Origin of the sequence: Ruminococcus sp. AF31-8BH, from assembly GCF_003460605.1 — a bacterium.
GTDB lineage: Bacteria > Bacillota > Clostridia > Lachnospirales > Lachnospiraceae > Blautia_A > Blautia_A acetigignens.
On record NZ_QTVN01000040.1, the window covers coordinates 424 to 2,666 of the forward strand.

The following is a 2,243-nucleotide window of genomic DNA, read 5'->3' on the forward strand; positions in this document are numbered from 1 at the left end:
GGAAGTCCACCCAGCCAGATTGAATACATTGATACTGACCGGAGAATTGTGGACATATCTTGCAGACCTGAACGAACAGGCACAGGAACGGTTAGACACTATCATGGAGCAGATGAAAGCCACCGAGGGCGTGACAGAGGAATTGAAGCGAACTCAACAAATGGAATGGGTGCAGCGTTGTAATAACATTCACAACCGGGCAGAAGAAATTGTTTTGCATGATATAATTTATTCATACGGGAGTAATTAAATCGGAGGTATATAAGATGATTGAAATTGTATTTGGTGAAAGTGCCTGTGGAAGTTTGAAAATTGCCCAAACTTACGGTAAGGGAAAGTATAGAGGAAGTGCAGTTTCGGTCTTTATGAGGCACGAAGATGGGAGTGTTCCATCTTCAGATGAAATGAAAGAAGCACAAATTCAAGCACAGGAACAAGAACATATTGCTTGGGAGAATGCTATTCCATTGGGAGGCAAGAGCAGTGATGTTTATTGTTTTGATATGGCTCTTAGTGTGGGAGATATTTCTGATAATGGAATTGGCGAACAGCGGAAAAATGTTCTCAAGAAAATGCTGTCTGTCTGGTTTGTAGAGGATTTAGACTATCAGGTTGAAGAAAAAATACAGAAAATTAAAACTACATTGTCTTCGGTTATTGAACGATATGTAGCTGGGGAAGAAGTTCGTATTTGGTATAGCTATAATCCGGATGAACTTTGCGGTATGTACTGGCTTATGAAACAACTTCGACCATTAAACTGTCAGACAACAATTTATTTGGTTAAGTTACCTGCCTGGGAATATGGAAAAGAAAATACTATGACATCCAAAATAGCATGGGGTGAGGTTTCTCCTGGCGAATGGGGAAAATATATAACTCTACAAGAAAAAGCTAAGCCTGTATTTCTTTCAGCTTGTGCTATGAAATGGAATCAACTTCAAAATGAAAATGCACCTTTGCGTGCAATGCTAAATGGTAAATTGCAAAGTGTTTCAGAAGATATATATGATAGTTTCATTCTTCGTGAAATTGCGGAACAGCCAGAGCAATTCAAAATGGCTATTGTTATAGGTAATGTTTTAGGAAAATATCAACTTGGAATTAGTGATGTATGGATTTCTAATCGCATTGATAAAATGCTTGAAGATGGTGTGTTGGAAATTATACAGGACGCACCAAAGGGAGAAACAAATTATCGCCGGATATTAAGAAAACGAATGAAATAATAACCACAGCAAGAACCGCTGCTACATGGAAGGCACCCCAACCATGCAACAGCGGTTTTTTTACCGTTTTTTCCTCTGGCTGATAGGCGTTCCCATTTTCTTTGATTTTTTGAGAATCCGAATCAGCCAGCGAAATTCTTCGTCTGACAGATTTTTATAGTTGATACCGAGCTGCTTGCAGTAAAGGACAACCAGCTTTTCATCCCGGCTGCCCTTGAAATTTTCGACTGCTTCGAGATTTTCTTTCAATTCATCGGCAACGGTGGTCTGGGGCGCACTCTCACTGTCCTTTTTGTGGGCTTCCCGAATATCCCGGATAATCAGGTTGAGGTCATCCAGAACCATGTGACTGAAATACTCATCATCACTGATATGGGCGGCTTGCAGCACTTTCAAATGCGGGTCATCTTCGCCTGGGCGATACCGTTCAATGATTTCATGCCGGACGGTATCGACAAGTGCATTGAGGTTTTGAATCTGCATGGTAGCAATCCCGTCCACATAAATCTCAATGTCTGCAAGAAACTTGATGAAATCTTTATGTGTAGCAAGCTCACAGAGCAGACGGTTGTTAATCCGACCGCTTTTCAGCAGTGCCACCATCTCATCATTCAAATGCAGCTCCGTCAATGGTGTGTTGATCTGCTCCCTGTTCTCTGTCCGGCACAGTAGATAATCAACAGAGACCCCATAGAAGTCTGCCAGCGTGATAAGGTTGCCATGATTGATTTCCTTAAAATCCTCTTTTTCATAACTTCCAAGAGCTGATTTGGAAATGCCTGTCAGCTTTGATAGTTCTTCCAGATTTAAGCCTTTGTCCTTGCGGAGTTCCCAAAGGCGTTCCTGTATGCTTGTTGCTCCTTTCATGGGCGCACGCTCCTTTCCAATGGTTTCATTGCTGCCGCTTATCTGGATTATATCACACTTTCCGCAATCGTGGAAATTTCTGATTTTTACCCCTAATTCCTACTTTGTGGACATACGGCACAGGGCACAAAAATGTTCTATGATACA

At 41.5% G+C, this 2,243-nt stretch carries 3 protein-coding genes; 2 read left to right on the forward strand and 1 reads right to left on the reverse strand.

From position 1 onward, the window contains the following. On the forward strand, positions 1–250 hold a 250-nt coding region (locus DWZ38_RS23040; RefSeq protein ID WP_243000517.1), incomplete at its 5' end, for a TnpV protein. Between the two features lie 16 nt (positions 251–266). Continuing rightward, positions 267–1,229 (forward strand): DUF3658 domain-containing protein, encoded by a 963-nt coding sequence (locus DWZ38_RS21850; protein ID WP_014078537.1) that lies wholly within the window; start codon positions 267–269, stop codon positions 1,227–1,229. 60 nt (positions 1,230–1,289) lie between these two features. On the opposite strand, the gene DWZ38_RS21855 is transcribed toward DWZ38_RS21850, so the two are convergent. Next, on the reverse strand, positions 1,290–2,096 hold the full coding sequence (locus DWZ38_RS21855) for a helix-turn-helix domain-containing protein (RefSeq protein WP_009296084.1): 807 nt from the start codon (positions 2,094–2,096) through the stop codon (positions 1,290–1,292). Positions 2,097–2,243: the final 147 nt, after the last annotated feature.

Excerpts from the sequence above, each read along its gene's own strand:
- DWZ38_RS21850 (WP_014078537.1), top strand. The coding sequence starts at position 267 with ATGATTGAAATTGTATTTGGTGAAAGTGCCTGTGGAAGTTTGAAAATT.
- DWZ38_RS21855 (WP_009296084.1), bottom strand. The coding sequence starts at position 2,096 with ATGAAAGGAGCAACAAGCATACAGGAACGCCTTTGGGAACTCCGCAAG.